Origin of the sequence: Petrimonas sp. (genome assembly GCF_963921705.1) — a bacterium.
Classification (GTDB): Bacteria; Bacteroidota; Bacteroidia; order Bacteroidales; family Dysgonomonadaceae; genus Petrimonas; species Petrimonas sulfuriphila.
Genome location: NZ_OY997410.1, coordinates 1,633,741 through 1,660,147, shown reverse-complemented (window position 1 = coordinate 1,660,147; position 26,407 = coordinate 1,633,741). Strand labels below are relative to the sequence as shown.

Annotated in this window: 19 protein-coding genes; 11 read left to right on the top strand and 8 right to left on the bottom strand. The window is 45.7% G+C overall.

Annotated elements, in window-relative coordinates:
* Window positions 1-7 precede the first annotated feature (7 nt).
* The 8 genes from AACM02_RS06940 (at window position 8) to aroC (ending at window position 13,589) form a co-directional block, all read left to right on the top strand.
* Complete coding sequence (locus AACM02_RS06940; RefSeq protein WP_339116474.1) at window positions 8-1,645, top strand: glycoside hydrolase; 1,638 nt, start codon at window positions 8-10, stop codon at window positions 1,643-1,645.
* A gap of 23 nt (window positions 1,646-1,668) precedes the next feature.
* The gene (locus tag AACM02_RS06935; protein ID WP_339116473.1) at window positions 1,669-4,170 is read left to right on the top strand and encodes a hypothetical protein; all 2,502 of its coding nucleotides are present in this window, start codon (window positions 1,669-1,671) and stop codon (window positions 4,168-4,170) included.
* A gap of 115 nt (window positions 4,171-4,285) precedes the next feature.
* Window positions 4,286-6,985 (top strand): family 78 glycoside hydrolase catalytic domain, encoded by a 2,700-nt coding sequence (locus tag AACM02_RS06930; protein WP_339116472.1) that lies wholly within the window; start codon window positions 4,286-4,288, stop codon window positions 6,983-6,985.
* A 26-nt stretch (window positions 6,986-7,011) separates the two neighbouring features.
* Window positions 7,012-9,738 carry a family 78 glycoside hydrolase catalytic domain gene (locus AACM02_RS06925; protein ID WP_339116471.1) on the top strand — a complete coding sequence of 909 codons (2,727 nt, stop codon included), beginning with the start codon at window positions 7,012-7,014 and terminating at the stop codon, window positions 9,736-9,738.
* A 122-nt stretch (window positions 9,739-9,860) separates the two neighbouring features.
* Entirely contained in the window at window positions 9,861-10,706 is an 846-nt protein-coding gene (locus AACM02_RS06920) for a DUF3316 domain-containing protein (RefSeq protein WP_339116470.1), read from the top strand.
* Window position 10,707: 1 nt separating this feature from the next.
* Window positions 10,708-11,880, top strand: a complete 1,173-nt coding sequence (locus AACM02_RS06915; RefSeq protein WP_339116469.1) for a PatB family C-S lyase — start codon at window positions 10,708-10,710, stop codon at window positions 11,878-11,880.
* A 60-nt stretch (window positions 11,881-11,940) separates the two neighbouring features.
* Complete coding sequence (locus AACM02_RS06910; RefSeq protein WP_339116468.1) at window positions 11,941-12,492, top strand: FKBP-type peptidyl-prolyl cis-trans isomerase; 552 nt, start codon at window positions 11,941-11,943, stop codon at window positions 12,490-12,492.
* 35 nt (window positions 12,493-12,527) lie between these two features.
* A complete protein-coding gene (aroC, locus tag AACM02_RS06905; RefSeq protein ID WP_339116467.1) occupies window positions 12,528-13,589 on the top strand; it encodes a chorismate synthase in 1,062 nt (353 codons plus the stop codon).
* Window positions 13,590-13,626: 37 nt separating this feature from the next.
* Here aroC and AACM02_RS06900 read toward each other — a convergent pair whose 3' ends face one another.
* Window positions 13,627-16,338 carry a DNA gyrase/topoisomerase IV subunit A gene (locus AACM02_RS06900; RefSeq protein ID WP_339116466.1) on the bottom strand — a complete coding sequence of 904 codons (2,712 nt, stop codon included), beginning with the start codon at window positions 16,336-16,338 and terminating at the stop codon, window positions 13,627-13,629.
* A 265-nt stretch (window positions 16,339-16,603) separates the two neighbouring features.
* Between AACM02_RS06900 and AACM02_RS06895 the strand changes: the two genes are divergently transcribed.
* Together AACM02_RS06895 and aspA are read left to right on the top strand one after the other, a co-directional pair.
* A complete protein-coding gene (locus AACM02_RS06895) occupies window positions 16,604-17,515 on the top strand; it encodes a M48 family metallopeptidase (RefSeq protein ID WP_214024837.1) in 912 nt (303 codons plus the stop codon).
* 197 nt (window positions 17,516-17,712) lie between these two features.
* Complete coding sequence (gene aspA, locus AACM02_RS06890; RefSeq protein ID WP_214024836.1) at window positions 17,713-19,149, top strand: aspartate ammonia-lyase; 1,437 nt, start codon at window positions 17,713-17,715, stop codon at window positions 19,147-19,149.
* Between the two features lie 3 nt (window positions 19,150-19,152).
* Here aspA and AACM02_RS06885 read toward each other — a convergent pair whose 3' ends face one another.
* The 6 genes from AACM02_RS06885 to AACM02_RS06860 all read right to left on the bottom strand — a co-directional run bounded on the left by AACM02_RS06885 (window position 19,153) and on the right by AACM02_RS06860 (window position 23,844).
* Window positions 19,153-19,608, bottom strand: a complete 456-nt coding sequence (locus AACM02_RS06885; protein ID WP_214024835.1) for a DUF4293 domain-containing protein — start codon at window positions 19,606-19,608, stop codon at window positions 19,153-19,155.
* A 9-nt stretch (window positions 19,609-19,617) separates the two neighbouring features.
* Window positions 19,618-19,950 carry a DNA-directed RNA polymerase subunit omega gene (locus AACM02_RS06880; protein ID WP_214024834.1) on the bottom strand — a complete coding sequence of 111 codons (333 nt, stop codon included), beginning with the start codon at window positions 19,948-19,950 and terminating at the stop codon, window positions 19,618-19,620.
* A gap of 47 nt (window positions 19,951-19,997) precedes the next feature.
* Complete coding sequence (gene bamD, locus AACM02_RS06875; protein ID WP_214024833.1) at window positions 19,998-20,810, bottom strand: outer membrane protein assembly factor BamD; 813 nt, start codon at window positions 20,808-20,810, stop codon at window positions 19,998-20,000.
* Window positions 20,811-20,889: 79 nt separating this feature from the next.
* The gene (locus AACM02_RS06870; RefSeq protein WP_332457388.1) at window positions 20,890-22,401 is read right to left on the bottom strand and encodes a GH3 auxin-responsive promoter family protein; all 1,512 of its coding nucleotides are present in this window, start codon (window positions 22,399-22,401) and stop codon (window positions 20,890-20,892) included.
* 100 nt (window positions 22,402-22,501) lie between these two features.
* Window positions 22,502-23,134, bottom strand: coding sequence for a DUF4923 family protein (locus tag AACM02_RS06865; RefSeq protein WP_332457389.1), 633 nt, complete (start codon window positions 23,132-23,134; stop codon window positions 22,502-22,504).
* 8 nt (window positions 23,135-23,142) lie between these two features.
* Complete coding sequence (locus AACM02_RS06860; RefSeq protein ID WP_339116465.1) at window positions 23,143-23,844, bottom strand: Crp/Fnr family transcriptional regulator; 702 nt, start codon at window positions 23,842-23,844, stop codon at window positions 23,143-23,145.
* Window positions 23,845-24,058: 214 nt separating this feature from the next.
* On the opposite strand from AACM02_RS06860, the gene AACM02_RS06855 reads away from it, so the two are divergent.
* Window positions 24,059-26,218 carry a DUF5686 family protein gene (locus AACM02_RS06855; protein ID WP_339116464.1) on the top strand — a complete coding sequence of 720 codons (2,160 nt, stop codon included), beginning with the start codon at window positions 24,059-24,061 and terminating at the stop codon, window positions 26,216-26,218.
* Between the two features lie 8 nt (window positions 26,219-26,226).
* Here the strand turns inward: AACM02_RS06855 and AACM02_RS06850 are convergent, their stop codons facing one another.
* Window positions 26,227-26,385, bottom strand: coding sequence for a hypothetical protein (locus AACM02_RS06850; protein ID WP_214062857.1), 159 nt, complete (start codon window positions 26,383-26,385; stop codon window positions 26,227-26,229).
* Window positions 26,386-26,407: the final 22 nt, after the last annotated feature.

Below are 26,407 nucleotides of genomic sequence, written 5' to 3'. Positions count from 1 at the left end.
AGAAAGAATGAGACCTATTTTAATCGTTTGTATTTTAACTATTAGCTTGTTCAGTACCTATGCTCAGGAAGATTTCTATAAAGCGTACCGACAAGAATGGCTCCAAAAGGCTGAAGACAACAAACCCCAGCTAGTGATTACTGAAAAGAAACCCGTCCGGGTAATCAACATTGTCCGCGATGAAAATTCTTTTCAACACTGGAAAATTGTTCCTCATTCAGCTATCGATTCATTTTACTCCACCACATTCAAAAAAAATCAATCGACGATCCTCGATTTCAAGGAACATATAACCGGTTATTTTACGTTTTCTATTCGCCCTACCAACATAACCCCGGATGCTCCATTGCGGTTAAAATTCACATTCGGTGAAGTGCCATCGGAACTGGCAGTATCCTTTGAGCCATACACGGGTAGTTTAAGTAGAGCCTGGCTTCAGGATGAAACCGTCACGGTTACTGCCTTGCCACAAACGATAACCATACCCCGGCGCCTCTCTTTCAGGTATGTTAAAATTGAACTGATCGCGTCACCTTCGTATGATTTTTATGTATCGGATATAAAGTGTAATGCCGGTACTTCAGTAACCTCTGTACCACAAGAACTGGCTCCCTCTACTGAAGAAATAATAAAAAAAATCGATCAGACAGGGTTAGCCACTCTAAAAGAATGTATGCAAACGGTTTACGAGGACGGGCCCAAAAGAGACCAACGGTTATGGATAGGCGACCTGTATTTACAGGCGATGACCAATAATTATTCTTTCGGGCAACATGACCTGACAAAGCGTTGTCTGTATTTGTTAGCAGGCCTGAGCCACCGGAATGGCTACCTGCATCCCTGCATCTATGAAACACCGGAACCCCGTGGTGATGAACGGCTGTTCCTATTGGAATACGCCCTTCTCTTTAATGCAACCCTTAAAGATTACCTTCTGGCAACCAACGACAAACAAACTGCTTTGGATTTATGGCCAGTAGCCAAAAAACAATTGGACATCATCTATCAATATGTAGACAAGGATGGATTGATGGATTTTGCCAGAGCAAACAGGGAATGGTGGATCTTTATTGACTGGCGTGAAGGATTACACAAAGAAGTGCCTTTACAGGGAGTGTCCATTTTTGCTTTACAAGAAACGTATAAGCTGGCACAACTGATCGGAAAGGAAGATGAAGTAAAAAATGTTCCTCCGTTGATAAAAAAAATGAAAAGCACGGCACGTAAAAAATTTTACGATAAGAAAACCGGTTTTTTTGCCGGCACAATCAACCATCAGGTTTCTTATGCGTCGCAGTTATGGATGATTTTAAGCGGTGTAGCAACTACAAAAGAAGCGCAAACTGCACTATTGAATCTCTCCCATGCCCGCGATGTAAGTTATCCGGGAACTCCCTATCTTTATCACTATTACATTCAATCGCTTATAAATAGCGGGTTACACAGTCTTGCAAAACAAGAATTAAAAAAATATTGGGGCGGGATGCTAGAGAAGGGAGCTGATACCTTTTGGGAGGCCTATGATCCTAATGACGATTTTCTTTCCCCTTACAATTTTTTTCCGGTGAATAGCTATTGTCATGCCTGGAGCTGTACTCCGGTCTATTTCATCAGAAAATATCCGGAAATATTTCAGCTAAAATAAATCTACACACCAACAATAATTTTATGGAGAAAAAAGAAAAAACGAAATTATCCGTCACAGGCAATCACTGCGTAATTAGTTATTTTTACGTCATCATGCTCGTCCTGTTGCTGGGAAGCTGTGTCGCAAACAACACTAAAGGAGAGGAATCGGCTGAGTTGATGAGCAAAGCTGTCCCGGTATGGGCAGAAGGCCGCGAAAAAGAGATGAACCTCACCCTGGGATTCCGGGGTACCTTCAACGCAGACCCACACTCAGAGGCCATCCTGCGAGTTGCGGCTTCTACTGTTTACAGGCTCTTCCTCAACGGTGAGTTTGTGGGATCGGGACCGGCCCGTGCCGGGCACGGTTATTTCCGGGTGGACCGGTATGACCTCTCGGAACGCCTGAAAGCGGGAGAAAATATCGTGGCGATCGAGGTAGCCGGGTACAACGTAAACACGTATTACACCACCGACCAGCCCTCCTTTCTACAGGCAGAGGCAACGGTGGATGGCAAGGTGGTGCTGCATACCGGTGAAAACGGCCGTTTTGAGGCCACCGAAATAAGGGAACGCCTGCAGAAAGTAGAGCGCTATAGTTTCCAGCGTCCTTTTACCGAATATTACCGGTTGGAGGAGGGATACGACCAATGGCGTTCGGACAAGACCCGGACCCTGGAAACGGTCAAACTCGTTCCGATGCCCTTGGTAAACCTCTTACCGCGGGGAGTGGACCAACCTGCCTACACTCTGCTGAAACCGGTACAACTCTACTCCAGGGGCACTTTTGCCAGCAAGATACCGGGGCAATACTACAAAGACCGTTCGCTGGTAAATATCAGCGAACAATTCAAGGGCTATCCTGAAACAGAGTTGGAGGCCGTACCGTCACAGCACATACAGGAGTTGCAGACGGTGACGAAAGAATCGTTGAACACACCTTATGTTGGTTCAACCACGATCGATCTGAAAACGAATGAGTTCTCCATCCTCGACTTCGGCATTAATCAGACCGGATTCATCGGTGCCGTAATTCGTTGTACGGAACCCACCGAGGTGTGGTTTCATTTCGATGAGATGCTGACAGACGATGATGTGATCAGCAAGAAACGGATGGCCGACGTCAACAACCAAGTAGTCTACGAACTTCAGCCGGGAGAATACCGCATCGAGTCGTTCGAACCCTACACCTTTAAATTTCTAAAGATCCTGGTTACACAAGGTGACTGTCGGGTAGAAAAAATCTTCCTCAGGGAGTTTGCAGCACCCGAACATCCGGATGCTGCCTTCTCCAGCAGCAACGAAAAATTAAACCGGATCTATGATGCGGCCAAACAGACATACCGGCAAAACGCCCTGGATGTTTTTATGGATTGTCCCTCGCGGGAGCGTGCCGGCTGGCTGTGTGACAGTTACTTTACCGCAATCATGGAGAAAGAATTCACCGGGTATTCAAAAGTAGCCCATAATTTTTACGAGAACTATGCATTGCCGGAGAAATTTGAGTTCCTTCCGGAAGGCATGATCCCGATGTGTTATCCCGCCGATCACAACGACGGCGTATTTATCCCCAACTGGTCACTCTGGTTTATCGTTCAGATTGATGATTATGCCAAACGCGGCGGCGACAGGCAACTGGTCGCTGACCTGAAAACACGGATTACCGATCTGCTGGCATATTTCGAAAAGTTCGAAAACGAAGACGGACTGCTGGAAAAACTGGAAAGCTGGATCTTTGTGGAATGGTCCAAAGCCAACAGCCTCGTACAGGATGTGAACTATCCCACGAACATGCTCTACAGCGCTGCACTCCAAAGTGCGGCGCGTCTCTACGACAATGAAGCGTGGCAAATGAAAGCGGACCATATCCGCAGTCAGATACAGAAACAATCCTTCAATGGCGAGTTTTTTGTGGACAATGCAGTAAGAAAAGACGGGGTTTTACGGGTAACCGACCAGATTACCGAAGTTTGCCAGTACTACGCTTTCTTTTTCAACATCGCAACCCCGGAGAGTTATCCTGCCTTGTGGAAAAAACTGACCGATGAATTCGGGCCGCACCGCAACACCGCCATCACCTATCCCCAGGTGGCCGTTGCCAATGCATTTATCGGCAATTATCTCCGGATGGATATCCTTTCCCGGTACGGACTCCAGTCCCAACTCATCTCCGAAATCGAGGAGTACTTCTTCTATATGGCCGAACGTACCGGAACCCTTTGGGAGAATGTACACAGCCAGGCCAGCTGCAACCACGGATTTGCCTCCTACATCGGCCATGTGCTTTACCGTGACGTACTGGGCATCAGTAACATTGACTATGAGAACAAGAAAATCGTTCTTCGCTTCACCGATCTCGACCTGGAACAATGCAGCGGTTCCATTCCTGTGGAAGATGAGGTAATCCGGCTCGAATGGAAAAGAGTGGATAACCAAATACAATATCGGTTGGATGTACCCGCAGGTTATGAAGTAACGATAGAGAACCGGAGCAAAAACCAGCTTGTCGACCTGGATAAAATCAGCACTTACCGACAAGGATAGGTTCAATCTGAAAAATAATTTTAATCATATGAGAACAAGAAACTTACTTTTAATAGTTATTTTTTTATCAGCCAGTTTTTCAATATTTTCCCAGAAGCAAGGTGCTTTATATCCTATGGAATTAACCACAGAATACCTTGTCGACCCCACAGGATTGGATGTCCGACAACCACGGTTTAGCTGGAAGTTGGCTACTGCAAACCCGCAAGTTTTCGGCCAGGCGCAGACAGCGTACCGCATTTTGGTTAGCTCGACGAAACGGGATCTCGATAAAAACAAGGGCAATATTTGGGATACGGGATGGATCTCTTCAGATAACATGCAGCTTGTTGATTATAAAGGAAAAGAGCTAGAATCTGATCGGAGTTACTTTTGGAAAGTTGCAGTAAAAGACGAAAAGGGCAACCCATCTGCATTCAGTAAATCAGCGTCTTTCACCACCGGGCTGTTCGATGATGCTGAATGGACAGCAAAATGGATCGGCACCACGGAAATCTATGACCCTTCGGCAGGACCCAACAAAATTTCTGATCCGTGGTTCAGAAAATCTTTCGATTTAAAACAAAAACCCTCCAGGGCAACCCTATTTGTAGCATCGGTAGGTTATCACGAAGTGTATGTGAACGGCCAAAAAATAGACGATCACGTGTTGGCACCGGCTGTGACCGACCACACACAGCGCGCCCGATACATTGCCTACGACATCGCTCCGCAGTTAAAACAAGGGAAAAATGTCATCGCGTTGTGGCTGGGAGCATCCTGGGCAATCTACGCACCCTATGCCACTCCCGATAAACCCCGGACACCCATTGTGACAGCCCAAACCGATATTTTCGGAAAGAACGACCAAAAACTGGTGAGGATCATCACCGACGAGTCGTGGAAAACACATCCCAGTCCCAATAAACTCATCGGGAACTGGGGGTTTGGCGTTGGCGGATACGGTGGTGAAATTTGGGATGCCAACAAAGAAATCGACAACTGGAACCTGGCGACCTATAATGATCAGGTATGGAACAGGGCAACGGTTTATACACCGGCACTAAAACTGTCCGCTCAACGCGTGGAAACAAATACCCTGTTCAACGAAATTCAACCCGTAGAGATCGTAAGCCGCCCCGATGGGACATTCCGGGTAGACATGGGGGTAAATTTTGCGGGATGGACGCAGATCAACGTTGACGGAAACCCCGGCGACACGGTTCGTTTCCAATTTTCTGAACGCCAGCAGGACGATATGACCTTTGGGTTATACAACTTATACGTCATCGGCCCTTCCGGGAAAGGCACATTCAAAAACCGGTTTAATTACAGCTCGGGCAGATGGATCACCCTTAAAGGCCTGAAATCGGCTCCGAAAATAGAAGATATAAAAGGCTGGATGATCCGCACCAATTTCGCGGATGCCACCACGTTTGAATGTTCCGATCCGTTGCAAAACTGGATTTACAATACCGTAAACTGGACATTCGAGAACCTGTCTCTCGGCGGGTACGTTGTTGACTGCCCGCAACGTGAACGGTTCGGCTACGGTGGTGACGCCCACGCCACATCCGAAACCGGAATGCTGAATTATCAGCTGGGCGCGTTCTACAACAAATGGCTCGAAGATTGGCGGGATGTACAAGGGACCGAACCGATGGTCGGAAACATGAACGATCCAGACTGGGCGCGCAAGAAGGAAGGCAGCGGCAGAAGACTCGGCGGGGGTATATTGCCCCAGACGGCACCCACCTATCACGGCGGCGGCGGCCCTGCTTGGGGCGGAATTGTGGTTACCCTACCCTGGTTCATGTACCAATACCAGGGTGATGTGCGGGTACTTGAGGAAAATTTCGAGATGATAAAAGGCTGGCTCGCTTTTCTGGACACCCATGTGGAAAATAATCTACTCAAACGATACGGCGGCCGGTGGGATTTTTTGGGCGACTGGCTTTGGCCCGGTGCAACCACACAAGGGATGAACAACTATTCCGACGAAAACCTGTTTTTCAACAACTGTTACTGGATTTACAACTTAAAGACAGGTGCAAAGATAGCCGAAGCAATCGGAAAAACGGCCGAAGCGCAAAAATGGAAACACCAGGCTGAGGTATCGGGCAAAGCCCTTCACGACAAATACTTTCACGCCGATGACCACAATTATTCCGATAAAACCATGCGAAGCCTCTCTGCAGCGTTATACGGAGACATAATGCCGGTGAAACTCCGTCCGTTGGTAATGAAACGGCTCGAAAAAGAAATCCTCGTCAACCGCAACGGCCACATCGATGTGGGAATTACCGGCGGTGCGATGCTTTTCAAGGTATTGCGCGAAGAAGGCCGCGACGACCTCATCTACTCCATGACATCACAAACCACCTATCCCAGCTGGGGGCTGATGCGTGAAAGCGGAGCTTCCACCATGTGGGAAATGTGGGAGAAAGACTTACCCGGCCATTCACTTTTACACAGCTCCTATCTCTATCCCGGCGCATGGTACATAGACGGTGTAGCCGGAATCCGCAGAAGAGACGATTCGCCTGGATTCAGAAAGTTCGATATCCGCGTCCCAAAATTTGCAGAAGAGCACGTTTCATGGGCAAAAGCAGGCTTCAACTCTCCTGCCGGTATGATTCAATCACATTGGAAAAGAGAAAACGGTAAAACGACGCTCTCCGTTACCATTCCACCCAATTGCGCAGCAACCGTTTATTTCCCCGATGAATCCGGTAGGGAAATACGTGAAAGTTCCGGTTTTGCAACCGAAACGGGCAAAAAAAACGGGTACATTCTGTTTGAAATTAATTCGGGAAACTATATCTTTGAGAACTAATAACATATCTAGAACTAATTTTTCTTATGAGACACACCCTTTTATTCACCGTAATTTTACTTTCCGTCCTGTTGGCCGGATGTAAAGAAGGAAAGCTGAATGTAGCTTCCCTGAAAATTGAAATGCAGGAAAATCCGGAAGGATTAAGCACACTTACTCCACGGTTTTCGTGGCAGATTAGTTCCAATTCTCCCGATCTTATCCAACAATCGTATCAGATTCAAGTTGCCCGGTCGGAAGATGATCTGAAAAAAGAAGTAAATCTTTTGTGGGATTCGGGAATCGTCAGCAGCGACGGGTCGGTACTCATTCCTTACCAGGGCCAACCCCTCTCGTCGGGAAGCAAATACTTCTGGCGCGTAAAAATCAACACCAATCAAGGCGACGGCAACTGGAGCAAAGTCAATTATTGGTCGATGGCTCTATTGAATGATTCGGAGTGGCAGGCAAAATGGATTGGTGAGGACTCATTGTCCAATCCCGGTGAGACGGATAAGGACAACACACGCCTGGCCGCACGTTACCTGAGAAAGTCCTTTGAGACGAGAAACAGTACAATCCATCGGGCCGTCCTTTATGTTGCAGGCCTCGGAGCGCATGAAGCTTACCTGAACGGGAATCGGGTTTCGGAAGATGTCTTTGCCCCAACGGTTTCCTGGTATCCCAACCGGGTTTATTACAATACGTACGACGTAACCCCGCTCCTGCAGAAAGACAAAAACCTGCTGGCCGTTAAACTGGGCAACGGCAGGTATTTCGGAATGCGGGGATCACGCAGCCAGATGTTCGGGTTGCCCCGTTTGCTGGCTCAACTCGATATAGAATATGCCGACGGGACCAGGGAGGTGATTGCCAGTGATGAATCCTGGAAAGTTACTTCAAAAGGGCCCATCGTGGCCAACAATGAGTTTGACGGAGAAGAATACGATGCCCGCCTCGAACTGACCGGATGGGAAACAGCCGGCTACGATGATGCCTCGTGGCAACAAGTGGACATAATGACTGCTCCCGAAGGCAAACTCACGGCCCAACCCAACCCGAATATCCGGGTGATGGAAGAGATAAAACCCGTCCGGATCTCCAAGCTTGCCGATGGTAAATTTATCCTCGATATGGGCCAAAACATGGTCGGGTGGCTGAAGATAAACAAGTTGAACGGGAAAAAGGATCAACCCGTGACGATGCGTTTTGCTGAGATACTCAATCCGGACAGCACCATTTACCTGGCAAATATCCGCTCCGCAAAGGTAACGGACATCTACACCCCTGCGAAAGACGGAGCGTTTAGCTGGGAACCTTCCTTTGTTTATCACGGCTTCCGTTTCGTTGAAATATCCGGATTGAATGAACAACCCGAATTATCCAGTTTTACCGGGAAAGTGGTGTACGACAACATGGAGACCACCGGACAGTTCGAAACTTCCAACAACATCATCAACCAGACCTTCAAAAACGCATATTGGGGAATTCGCGGAAACTACCGCGGAATGCCCACCGACTGTCCGCAACGCGATGAACGCCAGGGCTGGCTGGGCGACCGGGCAACCGGATGCTTCGGCGAAGCGTTTGTTTTTAATAACGCCTTGCTGTACAGTAAATGGGCACAGGACATAGAGGATTCTCAAAGTCCGGAAGGAAGTATTTCGGTGGTTTCACCCCGTTACTGGACCATTTACAACGACGACGTAACCTGGCCGGCTGCTTATTTCTATGCAGCAAAAATGCTTTACCACCAATACGGTGATACGGAACCCATCAGAAAACATTATCCCTCCATGAAACGTTATCTGGAGCGTATCCAGCAGGTATCCATGCAAGACTTTATCCTCACAAAAGACACCTACGGCGATTGGTGCATGCCTCCCGAAAAACAGGAGCTGATCCACTCCCAGGATCCTTCGCGCAAGACAGCGGGAGCGATTCTGAGTACAACCATGTATTACAGCCTGCTTAACCTGATGGTTGAGTTTGCAGAATTGACCGGAAATCAGCAGGATATTCAGGGATTTAAAGAGCTGGCAGGCCGGATAAAAGAGGCATACAACACGACGTTCTTCAACACCGACTCGGCAAAATACGACAACAACACGGTAACGGCAAACATGCTGTCACTCCGGCTGGGCCTGGTTCCCGAAGGAAAGGAACAGCAAGTGTTTGAAAATATCGTTCAAAAAACAGAAGTCGATTTTAACGGACACGTCAGTACCGGTGTGCTGGGGATACAGCAGTTGATGCGTGGACTTACACAGTACGGAAACGTGGACCTTGCCTACAAAATTGCGACAAATGAGACCTATCCGAGCTGGGGGTACATGATCAAAAAAGGTGCTACCACCATTTGGGAACTTTGGAACGGGGATACAGCCGACCCGGCAATGAACTCCGCCAATCACGTCATGTTGCTCGGAGATCTCATCATCTGGTATTACGAAGATTTGGCCGGAATTAAAAATTATCCCGGGAGTGTAGCTTACAAAAAGTTGTGGATGGAACCCCGGTTTCCTGAAGGACTTTCACATGTGAAAGCTTCGTACAAATCGGTTTACGGAGAAATCAAGAGCGAATGGACAAAAGAAAACGGGTCGTTTAACTGGAACATCTCTATTCCGGGAAACACTTCCGCTGTGGTGAAATTGCCGAAAGAGCTACAAATCATAAAACCGGGTCAAAATGGCGTAAGAAGCTTTAAGGAAACCGACTCGGGAGTTGAAATAGAATTAGGATCAGGCAACTATACCCTGTCCAACCGGTAACCGGTAGTTTGAATTGAACAAATCGTTAATAAAGGAAATAAACTGACTTTTAGACAGGGGCAACGGCTTTTATTTAAATATTTTCTTACTTTTGTAAGTTGAATATCGAATTATAAGTAAGAATGAAAAGGTTACCCGCTGAAATTACAATAACGGTCACTTTATTTTTAACGATTTGTTCAATTTCGCTTTCTGCTCAGGAGAGTACGACAAAATCCACCAATCAAGCTACGCTTCTGGGAGTGGGCAAATCTTTTCTGACTGACACCTATTTATCTCCTTTAGAGTACAGAGGGTTGACTATGTCTTTGTTGCACGACCGCATCAGTCCCACCAAGCACTTCAACGAAAAGTTACTCCTGCAGCAGCAGTTTCAAATACAACTGGCATTTACCAAAAATCCTTCTGCATCCGCATCGGAATATGCCGGCGAAGTTTCCTACAACGTCAACGCTTTCTATCCCTTTTTCAAAAACACGAAGTTCAGCCTTCTCGCTGGTGGCGGAGGAGATGCATCACTGGGAGGTATTTATAATGTACGAAACTCCAACAACCCGGGTTCACTGAAAGCTTCCGTGAACCTTGACCTCTCGGCAATGGCAAGCTATAACTGGCGAAGGCTCACTTTTCGCTGGCAGGTAAGCACACCGTTTCTGGGCATGTTCTTCTCTCCCGCATACGGACAATCCTACTACGAGATTTTCTCCCTGGGCAACGGAAAAGGAACGGTAAGGTTTACCTCGTTCCAGAACCAGTTGGCGTTACGTAACTATTTCACCGTTGATATTCCCCTCAACAACCTGACTATCCGTACCGGATACCTGGGTGATTTTTACAGAACCGATGTAAACGATATTGTTACAAACATTGTTTCGCACCAGTTTATGGTCGGGTTAGCCGTCGAGTCGCTTAATTTTGGCGGGTTGAAGGCAAAAAACAGTAAACTAATAAAAAGCAGCTATTATTGATATGCAATATAATTTCGACGAAATCATCGACCGGTCAACCTCACACAGTGTAAAGCTGAATAAGCTGAAGACGGTTTTCGGGCGCGATGACCTCATCCCCCTCTGGGTGGCCGACATGGATTTTCTATCGCCTCCGGCAATTACCGAAGCGCTGATCGAGAGAACCCGACACGGTATTTTCGGATATACGGTCCCTTACGACGGGTATTTCCTTTCCATCATCAACTGGCTCAAAGACAGACACAGTTATGAAGTTTACCGCAATGAAATCACTTTCGTTCCGGGTGTAGTGAAAGGCTTTGCCTTTGCTATTGATGCGTTTACCAAAAAAAACGACAAGATAATCATTCAGCCGCCGGTTTATCATCCGTTTCGGATTGTTCCCGAAGCGCTTGAAAGACGGGTTGTAAACAATCCTTTGCTTTTGGAGAACGGAAAATACTCTATCGATTTTGAAGGATTAAAGGGAATTATCGCCGAAAACGATTGCAAGATGCTTATCCTCTGCAATCCTCACAATCCTGTAGGAAGAGTATGGAATGAAGATGAACTGATACAACTGGCAGAAATCTGTTGTGACAACAACATCCTGGTTGTTTCCGACGAAATTCATTCCGACCTGACCTTGCCCGGGTTCAGGCACCGACCCTTTGCCACGGTGTCGGAAAAGGCAAAAGAGAACAGTATCACGCTGATGGCCCCAAGCAAAACCTTCAACATTGCCGGGATTGTCAGTTCTTTTGCCGTTATCCACAACCCGGAGATAAGGAAGCAGTACTTGAATTACCTGGCTCCCCGGGAACTCGACCAGGCAACTATTTACGCACTGGCTGCTACCGAAGCCGCATACAATTATGGTGCGGAATGGCTGGATCAGGCACTGGCATACATTCAGAAAAATATCGATTTCGTTGAAAATTACCTAAAGGAATACATTCCGCAAATCAACGCAGTGAAGTCTGAAGCTACCTTTCTCGTCTGGCTGGATTGCAGGGCGTTGAACCTTACGCAGCAGGAACTGGTTGACCTGTTTGTCAACAAAGCAAAACTGGCGCTAAACGACGGCACTGTTTTCGGGAAGGAAGGAGAAGGATTTATGCGGTTGAACGTGGGTACACCCCTTTCGAACATCGAGAAAGCACTCGATAATCTGAGAAAAGCGTTAAACAGCTAAAACTATTTCCCCCGCACATTGTTAAAATTTCACACACTTAATCATATAAAAACAAATTCAATGAAAATTTCTGACAGCAAATATGTAACCCTGACATACGATCTAAACGTAGGCGAAGGGGACGAACGTGAACTCATGGAACAGGCCACTCCCGAAAAGCCGCTCGAATTTATTTTCGGCACAAACTCGATGCTGAAAGCTTTCGAAGACAATATCTACGGGCTTTCGGAAGGCGATCCATTTAAGTTTACACTGAGTCCTGAAGAGGCTTACGGTGATTTTGACGAATCAAGGATCATTGACCTCCCCAAAAACATTTTCGAGGTGGACGGAAAGATAGACAATGAAATGCTTTTCGAAGGCAATACATTGCCCATGATGGATACCGATGGAAACCGGCTGATGGGATCGGTTGTCTCCATTACCGGCGACACGGTAACCATGGATTTCAACCATCCCCTGGCAGGCGAAACCATGCATTTTGAAGGGACTGTGCAAGGTGTACGTGACGCCTCTCCCGAAGAGATAGCGGCCCTGTTTTCCGGAAGCGGATGCGGTTGCGGAAGTGAGGGTTGTGGAAGCGGAGGTTGTGGAAGCGGATGCAGCTGTTAATTTTCTATCCGGACTGCCGGTAATACTAAAACTCAATGAACACTTTCGGAAATATTTTCAGGCTTACATCGTTTGGTGAATCCCACGGCGAAGCTGTGGGGGGAGTTATTGACGGTTGTCCGCCGGGGATCGAGATGGATATGGAATTCGTCCAAAACGAACTCGACAGGCGCCGCCCGGGACAATCGCGTATTACCACGCCACGGGTTGAACCGGACAAGGTGACTTTTCTGTCGGGCATCTTCGAAGGCAAAACAACCGGCACATCCATCGGTTTTATCATTAAGAACGAAAATCAACACTCGGCCGATTACAACAACCTGAAAGATGTTTACCGCCCTTCACACGCCGATTACACCTATTTTCAAAAATACGGAATCCGTGATCACCGGGGCGGTGGTCGGTCATCGGCACGAGAGACCGTAGCCCGTGTAGTGGCAGGAGCCGTAGCCAAGTTATACCTGAAGCAGGTCGGTGTATCGGTTACCGCCTACACTTCACAGGTAGGTGAGATTAAACTGGACAACAACTACAAACAATACGACCTTGCCACTATCGAAGATACGCCCGTTCGATGCCCTGATGCCGGAAAAGCGAATGAAATGATCAACCTTATCAAGGAAGTCCAGTACAAGGGGGATACTATCGGGGGGGTGGTTACCTGCGTTATACAGGGGACACCCGTAGGCCTTGGCGAGCCGGTCTTTGGGAAGCTGCACGCGGCACTGGGCTCGGCCATGCTCAGCATTAACGCCGTGAAAGGATTTGAGTACGGACACGGCTTCGATGTGAGTCGCCGGGGTTCGGAAATGAACGATTCATTTTTCAACGACAACGGGAAAATAAGTACCCGCACCAACTATTCCGGCGGTATCCAGGCAGGTATTTCCAACGGACAGGATATTTATTTCCGGGTGGCCTTCAAACCTGTTTCCACCATTTTAATGGAACAGCAAACCGTGGATGTCCACGGAAACGACACGACCATTAAGGCCCGCGGGCGACACGACGCATGCGTTCTTCCCCGTGCTGTGCCCATCGTTGAGGCTATGGCCGCCATGGTTATCCTGGACTACTACCTGCTGGCTAAAATGTAGTTGGCTAGTCCTAAATAAGCGTTACAGGTTTATAGGACTAGTCATCAAACAGACTCATCTGTCCGGTGATTTCATCCAGCAAGTCGGCATCGTTGATGTTGAGAGGTTCTTCCGCTTCAATCTCTACTTTCGACGGCTTGTCATTTTCATCCTCTTCGGGTTCAGGAAAACGTGTAGGCTCCAACTCCTTCACCTCTTTCACCTCGTAATTGGAAATCCTTTTTCCTTTGGCTTTAAAACTTTTCACGCCGATAAATTCTTCCACATCAATTTCAAGCGGCTCGCGGAAATCATCACCGCCGCCGAAAATGGCCTCCACACGCGGATAAACCACATCGGTCAGCAAAAACAACTTCGAATCGGGATTGTCTCCTAAGAAATTGGCTGCCTTATCGGTTGCATCGAACGTAAAACGCTTCAAATAAGCATATCCCTGATCGGCATCGAAAAGAGCAGCAGACCATATCTTGCCTTCATCGTACTTTTCAATGCGGACAAAGTCGGGCTCAAAATGGTTACTCAAATCAAAATTGCACGTATAGAAATCCCCGTCCCTATTGACAACCAATATCTTATCCGACCCTAAAAATTCACCCAGATACAAGCCCTCCTCATCGTAGTTAAGCCGCAGCACGTCTGGATCGAACCAAACCTTTCGTCCTCCCAGTGTTGAGAGTCCTTTTTGTTTAAGCATAATGCGATGTACGTCGGCTTTTGTCAGAATATTTCCCATCGCTCCCCTACCCTTGATGGCGATCTCGCTGAAATCCTTCTCAAACTGTAAAATCCGTTGACGGGGTTTGGGTTTCAGGATGACCCGCACGGTCTCAGCTTCGCCGTTGGGGTTTGCGCTGAAATAAACGATGCGTGAAGCAGTCTTTCCCTGCGTCACATCATAATCCTTGTCTCGTGTAACTCCTGTTACCGGGAAACGCTTGATGTAATGTGCACCCGATTTCCCGTGACGGTAAATCACGTTATAAATGGTTCTCTTATCGTTCTTCTTAAAGACGTTAGCATATAAAATTCCTTTTCCCACAAACATTTTATCGCTAACCTTTACCACTTTGTATTTTCCGTCCTTGAAGAAAACGATGATGTCGTCAATATCGGAACAGTTGCAGACAAATTCGTCTTTCTTCAACCCGGTTCCGATGAATCCTTCTTCACGATTAATGTATAATTTTTCATTGGCTTCCGCCACCTTAACAGCTTCGATATTCTCAAAACTGCGAATTTCCGTACGTCGTGGATAATTCTTGCCGTACTTTTCTTTCAGCATCAGGTACCACGAGATGGTGTAATCGGTCAGGTTATCCAAATGGTGGTTGATCTCTTCTATCTCGCCCCTGAACCTGGCAATATTCTCTTCGGCCTTGTCGGAATTGAATTTCAGGATACGCGCCATCTTTATCTCCATCAGCCTCAGGATATCCTCCGATGTTATTTCGCGGATAAATGACGGCTTGTACGGTTCCAGGCGCTTATCGATATGGGCGACAGCAATCTCCATATTCCGGGCATTCTCAAACTCATTGTCCTTGTAAATGCGCTCTTCGATAAATATTTTCTCGAGTGATGCAAAAAGGAGGGCCTCCTGTTTTTCCTGTTTTTCAATTTCCAGTTCCAAACGGAGAAGCTCTTTAGTGCGATCGGTGGAGATGCGGAGCACATCGCTGACGGTAAGAAAATGCGGTTTGTCGTCCTCAATGATACAGCAATTGGGTGAAATATTGATCTCACAATCCGTAAATGCGTATAGGGCGTCGATGGTCCTGTCGGACGAAACCCCGGGAGCAAGCTGCACATGAATCTCCACATTTGCAGCCGTAATATCGTCCACTTTTCGGATCTTTATCTTTCCCCGGTCGTTTGCTTTGATGATCGATTCTACAACAGAAGCCGTTGTTTTTCCATACGGCAGGCTAGTGATAACCAATGTCTTGTTATCGAGTTTTTTTATCGAGGCACGTACTTTTACCGACCCGCCCCGTTCGCCATCGTTGTATTTCTCCACATCGATATATCCACCGGTTTGGAAGTCGGGAAACAGGCTGAACTTCTTCCCCTGCAGGTATGCAACAGATGCATCGCACAGTTCGTTGAAGTTGTGCGGTAAAATTTTAGAGGTCAGGCCCACAGCAATACCCTCCGTGCCTTGCGCCAGCAGCAGCGGGAACTTAGCCGGTAGTGTTACGGGCTCTTTGTTTCGCCCGTCGTACGACGGTTTCCATTCGGTAGTTTTGGCATTAAAAAGAACCTCGAGAGCAAATTTTGTCAAGCGTGCTTCTATATACCTGGGTGCAGCAGCTCCATCTCCGGTATGTACGTTTCCCCAGTTACCCTGACAGTCGATTAGCATGTCTTTCTGGCCAAGCTGAACCAGTGCATCGCCGATGGAGGCATCACCGTGCGGGTGAAACTGCATGGTAAAACCGATAATGTTCGCCACCTTGTTGTACCTCCCGTCATCCATTCGCTTCATAGCGTGAAGAATACGGCGCTGTACCGGCTTCAGTCCGTCAGTAACATGCGGAACCGCACGCTCCAGAATCACATACGACGCATAGTCCAGAAACCAGTCCTGATACATCCGGGAAAGGTTCATGGGGGAGTCTTCGGCTAGCCGGGTAATAATTCGGGGATTGGAGTGTTGCGAAGAATCGGAAAGAAGAATATCGTCCTCTTCCGGATTCATTTGCATATCTTTATCTTCAAAATCTTCTTCGTTGCTATCTTTTAATGACATATACTGTTTCAGGTTGAAAAAACATTCAAAGTTACCTTTTTTTTGCGTGATTTACAAACGAAAGCCAAGGGCATTTCTATTTTCCGTCATGTGGACAATTCTCGGAAAAATTACAGTGGATGTGTGTTTTTTTGATGCCGGGTAAACTACTTCCCCAAAAATGTGTTATTAGTAAAAGGAAATACTAGTTGTTTTAGTCTCGCATACATTAATGATTAATATACGGCTAAAGTAAAACTCAAAAATTAACAACAAAACAAAAACTATGGAAAGAAAAAAATTAAATCAACCGGTGAAATTTTCTTTAGTAATGGTCATCGCCCTCGCTCTTTTACAAGGCTGTGGAAGCGTTCCCTTCACTGGAAGAAGACAATTAAGCCTGGTTTCGAACGAACAGGTGGTTGCACTTAGCTTGCAGCAGTACCAGGATTTTATGCGTTCTGCGCCTCTTGAAAGGAGTACGACCAACGCCGAGATGGTAAAAAGGGTGGGCTCCCGGATTGCCAACGCCGTGGAAACATTTTACAAGAATAACGGTTATGAATCTGAGCTGCAGTATTATCAGTGGGAGTTTAACTTGGTTAAAGACAAAAGCGTGAATGCATTTGCCATGCCCGGTGGAAAAATTGTTATCTACGATGGATTACTTCCGGTGACACAAACGGAGGAGGCTTTAGCAGTGGTGGTCGGACACGAAGTTGCCCATGTCATTGCCCGGCATGCTCAGGAAAGAATCAGCCAGCAGATGGCCCTGCAATACGGGGGAGCTGTTGCCGGCGGCCTTTTAGGCAATTCGGTAGGGGCACAAATCGGTCAACAGGTATTCGGTCTTGGCGCTCAATTTGGAGTGATGATGCCGTATGCCCGTAAACAAGAATACGAAGCCGATGAAATAGGGCTCATTGTCATGGCCCTGGCAGGATACAATCCTCAGGCAGCAGTTCCCTTCTGGACGAGAATGGCACAAAGTTCTCAAGGTGGTGCTCCACCCGAATTTCTTAGCACTCACCCGACGGACGAAAAGCGCATCGCACGCATTCAGCAAATTATGCCCAACGTACAGCAGTACTATAAAGGAACCGGCGTTCAGAACACGACGAGTGAGCCCATAAAAACCCAGGCTCCTGTTCCCGCAAAAACGGAAGAAGCAAAAACTTCGAAAGAGTGGACGTTTTAGTCCGGATAATACCTCAATGACAAATTTAGTTAAGGGGTCGCTATGCGATCCCTTTTTTTGGGACTGTCACCAGCGAGGGGAAATCATGTTTTAAAGATCGATAAAGTAGCTTTAATACAAAATAATGGCTAACTTTGGCCAATGTGAAAAAACCAATAGACCATTCACCTTGGATTACTTTAAATATTCGATTTATTATGAACAAGACAACCTCTAAGTTTAGCAGAGACACACGCACCGAGCACGATCTTATCGGAGCTATGGAAATCCCCACAGCAAGTTATTTCGGTATTCAAACCCTCCGGGCAGTAGAAAACTTTGACATTAGCCGTTCAAAACTTCATCATTACCCCCAGCTCATCCGGGGTTTGGCAGATGTGAAAGCAGCTGCAGCACTGGCCAACAAAGAACTTGAATTGTTAAACCCCGTCATTGCCGATGCCATTGTGGAAGCCTGCAGGGAAATTAAACACGGCAAACTCCACGATCAGTTTGTGGTGGATATGGTACAAGGTGGTGCAGGCACCTCAACCAACATGAATGCCAACGAAGTAATTGCCAACCGGGCATTGGAAATTCTAGGGTTCGAGAAGGGAGATTACACCCATTGTCACCCCAACAACCACGTAAATCTTTCTCAATCTACCAACGATGCTTATCCCACAGCGCTGAAAATAGCCTTATACCGAAGTATCGGCGAATTGATTAACGCATTGGAGAAATTGATTGTCGTTTTCCGGGAAAAAGGGAAAGAGTTTGCAGAAGTTATAAAAATGGGACGCACGCAGTTACAAGACGCCGTTCCTATGACACTTGGGCAAGAGTTTGATGCATTTGCCACAACTTTAGAGGAAGAAGTATCACGATTGAGCCAAAACCGCCAGTTACTTCTCGAAACCAATATGGGAGCAACGGCTATTGGGACAGGAATCAACTCCGACCCGGAATACACGGTAATCTGCACCCGTTACCTGGCAGAAATATCGGATATTGCCGTCGTTGCTGCCGATAACCTGATCGAAGCCACCAGCGACACGGGGGTTTTCATCATGAACTCATCGGTTATTAAACGGTTAGCCGTAAAACTATCAAAAATCTGCAACGACCTGCGATTACTTTCCTCTGGACCAAGAACAGGACTGAACGAGATTAACTTACCCCCCATGCAGCCTGGTTCTTCCATTATGCCCGGCAAAGTAAATCCGGTTATTCCCGAAGTGGTCAATCAAATTGCCTACAAGGTCATTGGCAATGATTTAACCGTGACCATGGCATCGGAAGCCGGACAACTCCAGCTGAATGTTATGGAACCCATAATCGCCTATTCGCTGATGGAGAACATCGAAATGCTTATCAACGGCATCAATACACTGAGAAGCAAATGTATTTCCGGAATCACGGCAAACCAAGATCGCTGCAGGGATATGGTGTTAAATAGTATTGGCTTGGTTACGGCATTAAATCCGTACCTGGGATATGAAGACTCTACCCGGGTAGCTGCCGAAGCATTAAGAACAGGAAAGGGCGTTTATGATATCGTACTGGAAAACAAACTGATTGCCCAAGAGGAGTTGGATGAAATACTGAAGCCGGAAAATATGATCCGGCCTCGAAGAATAAACAAGTTAAAATAAAAGTTATTTCCGCAGCCGATGGAATGATCTGACTAAAATCTCGTCGGCACCGATCCTACGGATGGCGAGATAGGTCAAGATAATGGCAATAACCGGCATAATTGCACCAATACCGATCTTTTGAAACTGTAATCCGGCTTCGGGATTGATATTGAAAATCAAAAACCCAAAATAAAGGTAAAATCCGACCATCAGAAAGATATTAAAAATAGATATCCGGATTTGTAAAATTCGGGTTTTGTACAGGAAAACTGTCACAATCGGCAAAAGAGCGCTGATGGCACCAATAGCAAAAAGTGCCCAAGTGGAACTTTCAAGGTCTCCGCTCCTGTACATTCCCATCGCTTCAAAAACAACAGGATCACCGTTATAGAAAAAAGAAGCCAGAGGGGTTACCGTAGCCACCAGCATACAAACTGAGGCAAGCAGTAAAAACAGGGTTTGAATTCTCTGAAGCATACCGTTCTGTTAAAACTGCTCTTTTTCTTTGGCAGGATTGCGGTAATAAATTTCCCCTTCCTTCCAGTCTTGCAGGGCTATCAGTGAAGGTTTCGGGAGTTTTTCGTAAAAACGCGAAATTTCTATCTGTTCGTGATTTTCAAAAACTTCCTCCAGATTGTCTGTATATGAAGCAAACTCCTGTAATTTGGTATCCAGGTCCTGCTTCATCTCGACAGAAAGCTGATTAGCTCTTTTACTGATTATGCGGACCATCTCATAGACATTCCCCACCGGCTCGGCAAGTTTCATCACATCACGGGTTTCGGTGTTCTGAGGTGCATTTGTTCTTCTGTAATCCATTTTATATGCTAATTCTTAGTTATATTCCTTGTGTTCAATTAATTGATTTATGACGGCAGCACGTCTATTTTACTTTGCGCCTTCTTGTAGTATCTGTCAGCTTCCGGCATGTATTTTCCGTTCGGGAAAGTATTTTTGTAATTGAAATACTCATCAAGCACCATACGGTATCGTTCGGGCTGGGTCCCTAATGTACTGCGTTCGGCATACTCAAAACGGGCACGGAGGATAATCATCTGATACTCCTCGTTGTATTTCGAAAACGGGTAGCTTTTCATTGCTTCACGAGCAGTTATGACTGCCGATTCGTAATTGTTACCCATATAATTTCCCAGGTTCAAGTATAACTGCGCAGCCAACAGCTCTTTATGAGCCAACTTCTCCTGCAACTCAAACATATAGTTCTTGGCTTGTTCCGATCGCTCACTTTGAGGATATTCTTCCATGTAGCGCTGAAACTCGGCAATGGCCTTATATGTTTTAGATTGATCCAGCTTGGAATCGGGAGAATCGAGATATAAACCGTAAGCTGCATAAAACAAGGCCGGCTCAGCATACTCTCCCTTGGGGTATGTATTATAGTAAGTAGTAAACATCTCCGTTGCAGACAGGTAGTCCTTTGAATTATAATAACTTTGTCCCAACAGATATAACGACTCCTCTGCCCTGGCAGTTCCTTTGAAAAAAGGCACCAGTTCCTCGAGCAAGGTAATAGAGCGACTGTATTTACCTTCTTCGAAATACTTCTTTGCGTATGTGTATTTCACATCCTTATCGGTACTTTTCAAAATCTTGTTGTATTCGCCGCACGAAGTCAGCAACACAGCAAGCAATAAAAAATATACAGGTTTTACTCTCATTTCGTAAAATCGATTTTAGCGCACAAATTTACGGAAACTTTCTCAGTTTTAGTTCATCGAAAGCCAATTTTATTCTATTTTAGGATTTTATACCCAACACGGACAAAATACTTTCAACATACTTTCTGTCGTTCGATAGTTTGGGAACTTTATTTTGCCCACCCGTTTTCTCCCTGAATTTCATCCATTTATAAAAATCTCCCGGTTCCAGCATACGCACTACAGGCTTACCAAGAGACAGGTTGTATGAGCGTTTGGCCTCGTAATCGGAGTTCAGCTTTTTCAGGTTTTCATCCAAAACAGATTCAAATTGCTTCAAATCAGACGGTTTATCTTCAAACTCGATAAGCCATTCGTGTGCTCCCCCGTGATTATCGCTGAAGTAGATAGGGGCTACCGTGTATTCGGTCACCTTAGCTCCGGTAATCCGGCAGGCCTCTGTCAAAGCACGATCGGCATTATCCACAATCAGTTCTTCACCAAAAGCGTTAATAAACTGCTTGGTGCGACCCGTAATCCTGAATAAATACGGATTGGTGGAGGTAAATTCGATGGTGTCGCCTATTTTGTAACGCCACAAGCCTCCACTAGTTGAAATCACCAACGCGTACTGCTTCCCAATCTCCACATCAGCCAGCGTCAGAGCCTGAGAACACTCTTTGTCCCACTCTTCCGCGGGAAGAAATTCGTAGAAAACCTCATTATCCAGCAACAGCAACATATCGTTGGATTTGCTCGAATACTGAACGCCAAAGAACCCTTCAGAGGCATTGTATGTTTCCCAGTAACGCATTTTCTTCGTAGGAATCAGTTTTTCATATTGCTCGCGAAACGGGCCGAAACTCACTCCCCCGTGAAAGAATACCTCTAAATTTTTCCACAGGTCGGGAAGTGGCTTGCCGGTATCCTCCACAATTTTTTTCAACAACACCATCATCCACGACGGGACTCCCAAAAATGCCCGGATATCTTCCTTTACTGCGTAATCCGACAGTTTCTTCAATTTTTCCTCCCAATCGGGAAGTAAGGCAATCTCTTCGGGTGTTCGTGCCAGCTTGGCTATAAAAGGGAGGTTTTTCATCAAGATAGCAGAAATATCACCGGTGAACGTACTGTCACCAATATTGTTAATTTGCTGACTTCCTCCCAACACCAGCGTTTTGCCAAGAAAAAACTCCGTATCGGGATAGTTGTTTGTGTACAGGCCAAGCATATGATATCCGCACCTGTAATGACAATGCTCCAACGACTCCTGTGTTACGGGAATATATTTGCTCTTGTCTTCAGTGGTTCCGCTCGACATGGCAAACCACTTTACAGGCGAGTCCCAAAGCACATTTTGCTGCCTGTCTCTAATTATTTTATCAAGATAAGGCCGTAAATCTTCATAAGAAGTAACAGGAACTTTTTTCTGAAAATCGGAAACCGTAAGAATATCCCCAAACTGATTTTCTGCACCGTAAAGCGTATTTCGTCCGTGCTCCAACAGGTATGAAAATATTTTCTCTTGCGTAGCGACGGGATGGTCGATGAATTTTTCGACTGACTTATAATAGGATTTAAAAACGGCTCTTGTAATTTGCTTGATCATCCACAATCATGTTTATGATTTGACGGCACAAAGGTAAGAAGGACTTTTTGAAAATTGACCATTAAAAAAATTTGAAAACATAAAAAAAGTAAAAAGAAGGTCAAGGCTGTTTTTTCATCTCCAAGTCAAAACCCAACAACATACCGTCGTAGAGATCAGCCATGGCAGCCAGAATTTCAACGGAATTATTCTTGGTGAACATGCTCAGGGTTTTCATCATTTGAAGAAAACTATCGGCATCAAACAGCAGTTTTAACCCCGAACCCGACCGGTGAACATGGGCCGTCATACGTCCCAAACCACGCATATAACTCATGGAAAGGACTTTCTTTTCTTCGTCTAATCTAAACTTACCCGAAAGCTTCAATAAACCCAGTTTCGCAGAGTAAGTGCTGTCCTCCTTAAAAGTAAAATCGCACTTCTCCTCGCTGATCCCGATCTTCATACAGTATTCGTTAAACGTTTTCTCTACTTGTGAGGCTACTACTGCACCGCCGGCTTTTTTCAACAGGTTCTCGGTTTCGAACGTACAGGCAGTACCCTTATATCCCCAGTCACCTATCAGGTCTTTATCCGACAATGATGAATTTGCAAACAGGCTCCATACTTGCTGAAACACGTTCTTCGATTCCACTTTTTCCTGAGCCGAAACGCTGAAAAAGAGGGTAGACAATGAGAAAATAAAAACGACAACTTGTGGTTTTTTAATCAGGGGTATGTTAAAGGCATTCATCAGCGCCACTATCCTATTTTGCTTATTTTCAATAATTTATCCTCATCGATTATTTTTATCTTTCTCCCGTCGAGAGAAATGATGCGCTCGTTCACAAAGTTGGCGAGCGTTCTGATAGCATTGGCTGTGGTCATGTTGGAAAGATTGGCCAGATCTTCTCGCGCCAGATAAATATTGATGGTTGCACCGTCTTCTTCCAGGCCGTAGCTTTCTTTCAGGAAGATAAGCGATTCAGCAAGCCTTCCCCTGACGTGTTTTTGGGTAAGATTAACCACCCGGTTATCGGCGACCCCCAGATCACAAGACAGCATCTGAATGAAGAACAGTGCCAGGTTACCGTTTTTTCTCAACATGTTTTCGATCAGTTCCATCGAAATTAAACAAACGGTGGAAGATTCAAACGCCGAAGCGGCGGTCACATAAGGCTCTCGCGCAAAAAAAGCGCGGTATCCAAAATACTGGATGGGACGGATCATCCGGATAATCTGGGTTCTTCCGCCCACGCCGCTCTTGTAAATTTTCACTTTCCCCTTAAGCAGACACATCAAATCATGGGGTTGCTCCTCCTCGATATAAATAGTTTCATTTTTCTTATAATGAACAAACCTGGCATTTTTCTTGATCAGTTCACGCTCCTCTTCCGAGAGCACTCGCCAAATATCTGCCAAAGTGGATGATAAATCAATTGTTTCTTTTGCTCTTCTGCCCATCACATGTTTAAAAACTATGTTATAAAGCACAAAAATACGAAATTATTCACTTAAAAATTAAAAAATCCGGCAAAAACTTGAGAATTAGGGGATGGGAAAGATTTTTTTTGACATTATTTACACCTTGAGCACAATTAAACCGGATGCTTTGTAAAAAATTTAACCGGATTAAAATCATTCTCTTTTTAAAATTAATTAGATTTGTAACTTAGAAATGAAAATCAGATCGAGCATATTGATCTTGTCGATTTTTATCACTTCAAGCATGCTTAGCCAGACTACAATCCCGCTTGATACTGTTTTGAAAAGATCGATGAGTGCAGCAGAAAAATACAACGGCCTGGTTGAAAATTACACGGCCGATGTTTATATGCGTACTTATGTGGAAACATTGAAAAAAAATTTTCTCTATAAGTACACACACCTTGTGCCCCGGTTTGTACTTCACGATCCGAAATCGGACGAAGCCTTGATTGAAACCCTAAGCACACTGAGCTTCACCTATCCGAATAATTACCTGCAGGATATCAAAAACGTGACCGGGACGCTGACAGGCAAAAAAGACATCGACATGATCCCTTTTTACCTGCTGAACATCAATGTCTATGGGGAAACGACAAACACCGAAAGTTTCTTTATGCCTGTCCGGTTTTCTACTGCCAGGTACTATACCTATCACCTGAGGCAAACGCAGTTTGAGAATAACAAGACTTATTACACCGTTGAATTTAATCCGATATACAGCAATCAAAAACTGCTAAAAGGCCATTTTGTAATCGAAAGCGGCACCTGGCGCATTGTGCATTTCAGCGCCGAAGGCGTAGAGTCTTTTTCAAACTTCTCGTTTGAAATAACGATGGGCAACACCTGGATAACCAATTATCTACCGGTACATTTTGTGATTTACCACACGGCAAATTACCTGGGAAATGTAGTGGCTAGCCGACACCTTGCCTCCATGAATTACAACGATGTTACTCTTCGCGTAAAGGAGAAAAAAGAAAAGATACTGAATATCAGTGATTTTTTCAGGGTAAGGTTAGACTCCGTTCCGGTCAACAACGATTCGGCTTTTTGGGCACAAAACAGGGCAATTCCTCTTCAAGCCAGGGAGGTGGAAGTTATCAGAAACTTCAAAAAAACGAATCAACTAAAACCGGCCGAAGAGAAGATCGACAATTCACTGCAAAACGGTAAAAGGGTACAACAGTTTGCACAGCGGATGGTCATGGATTCGCGGTATAAAATAAAATCCACCATGATCGGGTATAGCGGACTGTTGAACCCGTTGATGCTGGGATATTCATCGATCGACGGAGTGACGTACAGGCAAAAACTCTCTTTCAATTTCGATTTGAAAAGGAGCAGAACATTCAAAGTAAATGCATTTGCCGGTTATATGTTCAGACGTAAAGAGTTTTTCACCGACGTAACCAGCACTTGGAATTACGAACCGTTTTATCACGGCAACGTTTCCTTATCGGCAGGGATAGGAAACCCCACCTACAGTTCGCTGTTTATTCATGAAATCCAAAAAAACTTGCAAAACAGCGGTATCAAGTTCGAAGATATTTCCGTAAATTACTTCAAGGATTATTACGTGAAATTATTCAACGACTATGAACTATTCAACGGTTTTGTATCTACGATCGGCATTGAATACCACATCCGACAACCCAAAAAAAACGGTCAACCGTTATTATCCCCTGTCACCCTAGAAAGTAATCCGATAGAAAATATCCTTGTCACAAAGAAGGCGTTTGCGCCTTACCTGAGGCTCAGCTGGACTCCGGAACAATATTACCGTTATGAAGGACGCCAAAAAATTTACGTCCGCTCCCGGTTTCCCACTTTCAAGATAGAACTCTCAAGAAGCTACCGGAATGTTTTTGGTAGCACATCACAATACAACCGGGTGGAGTTCGACATGAGCCAAAATATTCCTCTCGGGCCGATGAGTTCATTTAAGTATCGAGTGGGTGCAGGACGGTTTGTTAACCAGAGCACTGAATATTTTGCCGATTTTACCTTCTTTGCCAAAAATAACTTTCCCGACAACTGGCAAGACGGCATAGGTGGGACATTCAGTTTGCTGAACCGCCACCTGTACAACGCTTCCGACTCTTATGTGCAGGGACATATTATGCTTGAGACCCCTTTTCTTATCATCCGGAACATTCCTTTAATCTCTGATTACATCAACCGGGAACGTTTGTACATAAGCCAGCTTTATACCCCCTACATTGTTTCGTACACTGAATTTGGATACGGTGTCGGCAACCGGTTTTTCAAAACTGCAAATGCTGCGATTTTCTGCTCGTTTCATAAAACCAAATTCAGGGAAATCGGCGTCAAGGCATCTTTCGAGCTGTAACCTACTGCTTACGAGTGGCCTCCTGCTACTATACGCATCACTTTAAAGCCTATGACAAAAAACCGCACTGTCTGATACAAAATGCAGGTTCGCCAGAATTTTGTCCAGCCTGTGGGAACCGTGGCAAACGATTCCAGGCTATAGGGTATTGTATTTTTATTATCCATATCCGTGTTTTCTAATGGTTAT

What these genes read in the sequence shown, in the direction of transcription:
- bamD (WP_214024833.1), bottom strand. Translation starts at nt 20,810, where the DNA reads ATGAGAGTAAAACCTGTATATTTTTTATTGCTTGCTGTGTTGCTGACT.
- aspA (WP_214024836.1), top strand. Translation starts at nt 17,713, where the DNA reads ATGAACAAGACAACCTCTAAGTTTAGCAGAGACACACGCACCGAGCAC.
- AACM02_RS06850 (WP_214062857.1), bottom strand. Translation starts at nt 26,385, where the DNA reads ATGGATAATAAAAATACAATACCCTATAGCCTGGAATCGTTTGCCACG.
- AACM02_RS06920 (WP_339116470.1), top strand. Translation starts at nt 9,861, where the DNA reads ATGAAAAGGTTACCCGCTGAAATTACAATAACGGTCACTTTATTTTTA.
- AACM02_RS06885 (WP_214024835.1), bottom strand. Translation starts at nt 19,608, where the DNA reads ATGCTTCAGAGAATTCAAACCCTGTTTTTACTGCTTGCCTCAGTTTGT.
- AACM02_RS06930 (WP_339116472.1), top strand. Translation starts at nt 4,286, where the DNA reads ATGGAATTAACCACAGAATACCTTGTCGACCCCACAGGATTGGATGTC.
- aroC (WP_339116467.1), top strand. Translation starts at nt 12,528, where the DNA reads ATGAACACTTTCGGAAATATTTTCAGGCTTACATCGTTTGGTGAATCC.
- AACM02_RS06895 (WP_214024837.1), top strand. Translation starts at nt 16,604, where the DNA reads ATGGAAAGAAAAAAATTAAATCAACCGGTGAAATTTTCTTTAGTAATG.
- AACM02_RS06870 (WP_332457388.1), bottom strand. Translation starts at nt 22,401, where the DNA reads ATGATCAAGCAAATTACAAGAGCCGTTTTTAAATCCTATTATAAGTCA.
- AACM02_RS06940 (WP_339116474.1), top strand. Translation starts at nt 8, where the DNA reads ATGAGACCTATTTTAATCGTTTGTATTTTAACTATTAGCTTGTTCAGT.
- AACM02_RS06880 (WP_214024834.1), bottom strand. Translation starts at nt 19,950, where the DNA reads ATGGATTACAGAAGAACAAATGCACCTCAGAACACCGAAACCCGTGAT.
- AACM02_RS06910 (WP_339116468.1), top strand. Translation starts at nt 11,941, where the DNA reads ATGAAAATTTCTGACAGCAAATATGTAACCCTGACATACGATCTAAAC.
- AACM02_RS06865 (WP_332457389.1), bottom strand. Translation starts at nt 23,134, where the DNA reads ATGAATGCCTTTAACATACCCCTGATTAAAAAACCACAAGTTGTCGTT.
- AACM02_RS06915 (WP_339116469.1), top strand. Translation starts at nt 10,708, where the DNA reads ATGCAATATAATTTCGACGAAATCATCGACCGGTCAACCTCACACAGT.
- AACM02_RS06900 (WP_339116466.1), bottom strand. Translation starts at nt 16,338, where the DNA reads ATGTCATTAAAAGATAGCAACGAAGAAGATTTTGAAGATAAAGATATG.
- AACM02_RS06935 (WP_339116473.1), top strand. Translation starts at nt 1,669, where the DNA reads ATGGAGAAAAAAGAAAAAACGAAATTATCCGTCACAGGCAATCACTGC.
- AACM02_RS06855 (WP_339116464.1), top strand. Translation starts at nt 24,059, where the DNA reads ATGAAAATCAGATCGAGCATATTGATCTTGTCGATTTTTATCACTTCA.
- AACM02_RS06925 (WP_339116471.1), top strand. Translation starts at nt 7,012, where the DNA reads ATGAGACACACCCTTTTATTCACCGTAATTTTACTTTCCGTCCTGTTG.
- AACM02_RS06860 (WP_339116465.1), bottom strand. Translation starts at nt 23,844, where the DNA reads ATGGGCAGAAGAGCAAAAGAAACAATTGATTTATCATCCACTTTGGCA.